Here is a 6,000-nt window from a genome sequence, read left to right on the forward strand (position 1 = left end):
CAATCGAATTTCAGTGTTTGAGAACGTTTCGCGGGGTCCTGCAAGGGCCTCATCGCCGGCAAGCCGGCTCCCACAGGTACGGCGCCAGACCCGGGACCGGCAGGGAATCTGTGGGAGCCGGCTTGCCGGCGACAGGGCCGTCAGAACTGCTCAGGCGTCATGCGGTAAAGTGACGCACTCCCTGCACGAATGCTCGCGTCCAATGCCAGGCTGCGTGGCAGCACGCGCTGGAAGAAGAACTCGGCTGTCGCAAGCTTTGCGCCATAAAACGCCGGATCTTCATCGTGCTTGGCCAAGGCCACTGCCGCCATGCGCGCCCACATGTAGGCGTAGGCCGTCAGGCCGAACAGGTGCAGGTACTCCACCGCCACACTGCTGACCAGGTTGGCATCCTCGCGCGCCCGCGCGCTCAACCACTCACTGCAGGCAACCAGACACACCAGGCTGGCCTGCAAGGCGTCACGGTGCAGCGGTGTGCTCACGCAGAAGGCGCGTACTTCGGCGGCGAAGCCGGCCAGGGCCTGGCCGCCGTCGGCCAGCACCTTGCGCCCGAGCAGGTCGAGGGCCTGGATGCCATTGGTGCCTTCGTAGATCTGCGCGATGCGCACATCGCGCACGCGCTGCTCCTGGCCCCATTCGCGAATGTAACCATGGCCGCCGAACACCTGCTGGCCGAGCACGCAACTTTCCAGGCCGTTGTCGGTGAAGAACGCCTTGGCCACTGGCGTAAGCAGCGCCACCAGGCGTTGGGCGTGTTGGCGCTCGCCGGCGTCTTCGGCATAGCGTGTCAGGTCCAGTTGCTGGCCCACATAGGCGGCAAAGGCGCGGCCGCCTTCGGTGAGGGTGCGCATGGTCAGCAGCATGCGCCGCACGTCAGCGTGGTGGATGATCGGGTCGGCGGCCTTGTCCTGCGCCTGCGGACCCACCGCGGCGCGGCTCTGCAGGCGCTCGTTGGCATAGCGGGCCGCGCTCTGGTACGAAGCCTCGGCGCAGCCGATACCCTGGATACCAATGGACAGGCGTTCGTAGTTCATCATGGTGAACATGGCCGCCAGGCCTTTGTTGGCTTCACCCACCAGGTAACCGGTGGCACCGTCGAAGTTCATCACGCAGGTCGCCGACGCCTTGATGCCCATCTTGTGTTCGATCGAGCCGCAGTGCGCGGCATTGCGCGGCCCCAGGCTGCCATCGGCGGCCACCAAGAACTTGGGCACCAGGAACAGCGAGATGCCTTTGGCGCCGGCGGGGGCGTCCGGGAGTTTGGCCAGTACCAGGTGCACAATGTTCTCGGTCAGGTCCTGCTCGCCGCCGGTGATGAAGATCTTGCTGCCGCTGATGTGGAAACTGCCATCGGCCTGGGGTTCGGCGCGGGTGCGGATCAGGCCCAGGTCGGTGCCGGCGTGGGGTTCGGTCAGGCACATGGTGCCGGCCCAGCGGCCTTCGTACAGCGCGGGCAGGTAGGCGGCCTTTAGCGCCTCGCTGGCATGGGCGTCGATGGCCAGGCAGCTGCCGGCGCTCAGCGCCGAATACAGGCTGAAGCTGCAGTCGGCGGCGTAGAGCATTTCTTCGAACAGCACGCCGAGCATTTTCGGCATGCCCATGCCGCCGTACTCGGGGTTGCCACCCAGGCCCACCCAGCCGCCTTCGCGGTAGGTGCGCCAGGCTTCGCGGAAACCGTCCGGGGTGGTGACATGGCCTGCGTCGAAGTGCACGCCTTGTTCGTCGCCGTTGCGGCTGAGCGGGGCGATCAGGTTGGCGGTGACCTTGGCGGCCTCCTCGAGGATGGCGTCGGCGGTTTCGCCGTCTACGCGCTCGGCCAGGGCAGGCAGGCGCGCCCACAGGGCAGGGCCTTGGAACACGTCATGAAGGATGAAGCGCATGTCGCGCAGGGGGGCGGTGTAGTCGGTCATTGGCGGGTCGCTCGGGCAAATGGATTGGCTGACTGGTCAGGCCCTCTCGCCGGCTTGCCGGCGATAGGGCCGCTAGGGTTTCAGAGTGCCTTGGCGCGGTCGCGCAGCACGTACTTCTGGATCTTGCCGGTGGAGGTCTTGGGCAACTCGCCAAAGACCACGGTCTTCGGCACCTTGAACCCGGCCATGTGCTCCCGGCACCAGCCAATGATGTCGCTTTCGCGGGTATGTTCGTGCCCGGGCTTGAGCGCGACGAAGGCGCATGGCGTCTCGCCCCACTTCTCGTCGGCGCGCGCCACCACGGCAGCTTCAAGCACGGCGTGGTGCTTGAAGAGGGTGTCCTCGACCTCGATCGTGGAGATGTTCTCGCCACCGGAAATGATGATGTCCTTGAGCCGGTCCTTGATCTCGACATAGCCGTCGGCGTGCCACACCGCCAGGTCACCGGTGTGGAACCAGCCGCCACGGAAGGCCTCGGCGGTGGCTTCGGGGTTTTTCAGGTAGCCCTTCATCACCGTGTTGCCGCGCATGAAGATCTCGCCCAGGGTGTTGCCATCGCGCGGCACCGGTTCGAGGGTTTGCGGGTCGGCCACCATCAGGCCGTCGAGGGTCGGGTAGCGCACGCCCTGGCGCGACTTGATCCGCGCCCGGTCCTCCAGTGGCAGGTCCTGCCATTCATCGTGCCAGGCGCACACCGTCACCGGGCCGTACACCTCGGTCAGGCCATAGGTGTGGGTGACGTGGATACCCATTTCTTCCACGGCGCCGATCACTTTCGCCGGTGGCGCGGCACCGGCGACCATGGCTTGCACAGGGTGTTCGATGGCGGCCTTGGCGGCCTCGGGCATGTTGACCAGCGCATTGAGCACGATCGGCGCACCGCACAGGTGGCTGACCCGGTGCTCGCGGATCAGAGTGAGGATTTTCTGTGGGTCGACCCGGCGCAGGAACACGTGGGTGCCGGCCAGCGCGGTGATGGTCCAGGGGTAGCACCAGCCGTTGCAGTGGAACATCGGCAGGGTCCACAGGTACACCGGACGGTGACCCATGCCCCAGGTCATCTGGTTGCCGATGGCATTGAGGTACGCCCCGCGGTGGTGATAGACCACGCCCTTGGGGTTGCCGGTGGTGCCGGAGGTGTAGTTGAGCGAGATCGCCTGCCACTCGTCATCGGGCCATTCCCAGGCGAACTCCGGGTCGCCTTCGGCGAGCAGGGCTTCATAGTCCAGGTCGCTGACCGCTCGGCCTTCGCCGTATTCGGGGTCGTCCACGTCGACCACCAGGGGCGGGTGTTCGAGCAAGGCCAAGGCCGCTTCGATGACCGTGTGGAACTCGCGGTCGGTGATCAGCACCTTGGCTTCACCGTGGTGCAGCATGAAGGCGATGGCTTCGGCATCGAGGCGCACGTTGAGGGTGTTGAGCACGGCGCCGATCATCGGCACGCCGAAGTGCGCCTCGAGCATCGCCGGAATGTTCGGCAGCATTACCGCCACCGTGTCGCCGCGGCCGACACCGCGTCCGGCCAGGGCGCTGGCCAGGCGTCGGCAGCGCTGGTAGGTCTCGCGCCAGTCTCGGCGGATGGCGCCGTGGATGACGGCCGGGTAGTTGCCGTAGACGGCAGCGGTGCGCTCGATGAAGCTCAACGGGGTCAGGGCGACGTGGTTGACGGCAGCGGGCATCAGGCCCTGGGAGAAGATCGACATGCGGAAATCCTGTTAAGGAGGCAGACGCAGCCTGTGCGTGTGGCCCCCGTTGGCTGATTGTTAGCTCTGATCAGGGTGTGGACAGCGCGCCGATGGCCGCTTGCCCCTGTCGCAGTTTTACGCGAACAGCTATGGTAGATGGAATATCGACTATAGCAATATAGTAAAACTACTATAACAAGAGCCTCTACCGTGGAAACAACCCACACCGCCTTGCTTGCCAAGGACCCGCAACCCAGTCTGTTGCTGGCGGCCGATTGCAGCGCGCTGGCCATCAACCCCGCCTTGCAGGCCCTGGTCCAGGGTGGCCCGCCGCTGGCCGACTGGTTACCGAACAACTGCCCGGCCCTGGTACGCGCCTGCCTGCGCCAGCACCGTGCAATCGCCGAGGTGGAAACCCAGGTGGGCGAACGCACCGTGCTGTGGACCTTCATCCCCGACGACCAGGGCCAGCAGGTACTTGCCCGTTGCCGAGAGGCCAGCGAGGAACGTCAGGCCGCGCGGGAAGCCAACCGCGCCCGGCGCCTGTATCGGCTGATCATCGAAAACACCACCGACCTGATTTCCCGGCACAGCCCCGACGGCCGCTTCCTCGATGCCTCGCCTGCCGCCTACCGCCTGCTAGGCCTGTGGCCCGAGCAATTGCGTGGCATGCCGGTACTGGCCTTGCTGCACCCGAGTGAGCGCCGCCAGGCCCTGCGCCAGGCGTCCGCTGCGCTGGATCAGGACGGCTACCACACCATGACCTGCCGGGTGCGCCATGCCACCGGTGGCTACCGCTGGTTCGAGATCGCCAGCCGGGCGATCCGCGAAACCTACACCGGCGCGGTGGTGGAGGTGGTCGCCGTGTCGCGTGACATCACCCTGCGCATCGAGGCCCAGGAAAACCTCGCCCACAGCGCCCGGCTCGCCACCCTGGGTGAGCTGGCGTCGGGCATCGCCCACGAAATCAACCAGCCACTGGCGGCGGTGGTCAACTACGCCAATGCCAGCCTGCGCTATCTACAGGGGCTGGAGCGCGACCCGCAGGCACGCGAGCGGGTCGGCCAGGGCCTGCAGCGCATCAGCGAGCAAGCCACCCATGCGGCCGAAGTGATCCGCCGCCTGCGCGCATTCCTGCGCAAGGGGCCGCGGCGTCTCGAGGCCGTCGACCTGGCTGAAGTCGCGGCCGAGGCCATGCGCCTGTGCGCCTGGGAAGCGGCCCGCGATCAGGTCAGTGTCGAGCTGCGCATCGGTGGGCAGATGCCTGCGGTGTTCGCCGACCGGGTATTGCTCGAGCAAGTGCTGCTCAACCTGCTGCGCAACGCCATCGAGGCCAACCGCGAGCAGCATGCTCAACAGCCGTCGCGTATCCTGCTGGGCGCCGCGCGCGACGGCGACGGGGTACTGGTCGAGGTGGCAGACCAGGGGCCGGGTGTGGCGCAGGAACGCCTGGAGGCGATCTTCACGCCATTCAACACCAGCAAGGCTGACGGGCTTGGGCTGGGCTTGAGCATGAGCCGCAGCCTGATCGAGGGTTTTGGTGGCAGCTTGTGGGCGCGCGCGGGTGAGTTCGGCGGGCTGGTCGTGTGCTGCCGCCTGGCGGTGAGCAGGGGATAAGGAGAGGGCAGGGTGCAAGCGAAGGTTTATGTGGTCGATGACGACCAGGGCATGCGTGATTCGACGGTCTGGTTGCTTGAGTCGGTGGGCCTGCAGGCCTTGCCGTTCGACAGTGGCCAGGCGTTTCTCGATGCCTGCGCAGAGGATGGGCCGGCGTGTGTGCTGCTGGATGTGCGCATGCCGGGCCTGGGTGGCCTGGCGGTGCAGCAGGCGATGCGCGAGCGCGGGCTGGCCATTCCAGTGATTTTCGTCAGCGGCCATGCCGATGTGCCGATCGTGGTGCGGGCGTTCAAGGCGGGGGCCTGCGATTTCATCGAGAAGCCCTACAACGACCAGTTGCTGCTCGACAGTGTGCAGGCTGCGCTGGAGCGGGCAGGGGAGGCGCGCAAGGGGGAGCAGGCGCTGGCGCAAGTGCAGGCGCGGGTCGATGGCCTGACGCCGCGTGAGCGTGATGTGTTCGTGCCGTTGGCGCAGGGGTTGAACAATCGCGAGATCGCCGAGCGGCTGGGGGTCAGTGTGAAGACCGTGGATTTGTATCGGGGGCGGGTGATGAAGCGGTTGCAGGCGCAGAGTCTGGCGGAGCTGGTGGGGATGGCGATTGCCTGTGGTGCGGTGGAGGCGCTGGGGGGGAAGGCTTGAGATTTTTGGTGATGCGCAAATCGAGCGCCGCCCGCGCGGCGCATCGCGGATGAAGGGACTGTCAGTTTTTTTGTGTGCGGGCCGGTAAGGGCCTGCCGCTAGGCAGGCCCTGATTTTACCAGGTCGGCCTGATGAACCGATCCCCGTAC

At 66.3% G+C, this 6,000-nt stretch carries 4 protein-coding genes; 2 read left to right on the plus strand and 2 right to left on the minus strand.

Annotation, left to right across the window (positions count from 1 at the left end; genetic code table 11):
• Positions 1-140: 140 nt before the first annotated feature.
• On the minus strand, positions 141-1,910 hold the full coding sequence (locus tag ACIPZG_RS25805) for an acyl-CoA dehydrogenase C-terminal domain-containing protein (protein ID WP_400718183.1): 1,770 nt from the start codon (positions 1,908-1,910) through the stop codon (positions 141-143).
• Positions 1,911-1,990: 80 nt separating this feature from the next.
• Positions 1,991-3,613 (minus strand): acyl-CoA synthetase, encoded by a 1,623-nt coding sequence (locus tag ACIPZG_RS25810; RefSeq protein ID WP_008093672.1) that lies wholly within the window; start codon positions 3,611-3,613, stop codon positions 1,991-1,993.
• 192 nt (positions 3,614-3,805) lie between these two features.
• Here ACIPZG_RS25810 and ACIPZG_RS25815 point away from each other — a divergent pair, with 192 nt between their 5' ends.
• Positions 3,806-5,212: a sensor histidine kinase gene (locus ACIPZG_RS25815; RefSeq protein ID WP_400718185.1), complete on the plus strand. Its 1,407-nt coding sequence runs from the start codon at positions 3,806-3,808 to the stop codon at positions 5,210-5,212.
• A gap of 12 nt (positions 5,213-5,224) precedes the next feature.
• Complete coding sequence (locus ACIPZG_RS25820; RefSeq protein WP_400718187.1) at positions 5,225-5,851, plus strand: response regulator transcription factor; 627 nt, start codon at positions 5,225-5,227, stop codon at positions 5,849-5,851.
• Positions 5,852-6,000 lie beyond the last annotated feature (149 nt).

Origin of the sequence: Pseudomonas sp. NPDC089395, from assembly GCF_044749525.1 — a bacterium.
In the GTDB taxonomy this organism is placed as follows: Bacteria; Pseudomonadota; Gammaproteobacteria; order Pseudomonadales; family Pseudomonadaceae; genus Aquipseudomonas.

What these genes read in the sequence shown, in the direction of transcription:
- ACIPZG_RS25810 (WP_008093672.1), bottom strand. Translation starts at nt 3,613, where the DNA reads ATGTCGATCTTCTCCCAGGGCCTGATGCCCGCTGCCGTCAACCACGTC.
- ACIPZG_RS25805 (WP_400718183.1), bottom strand. Translation starts at nt 1,910, where the DNA reads ATGACCGACTACACCGCCCCCCTGCGCGACATGCGCTTCATCCTTCAT.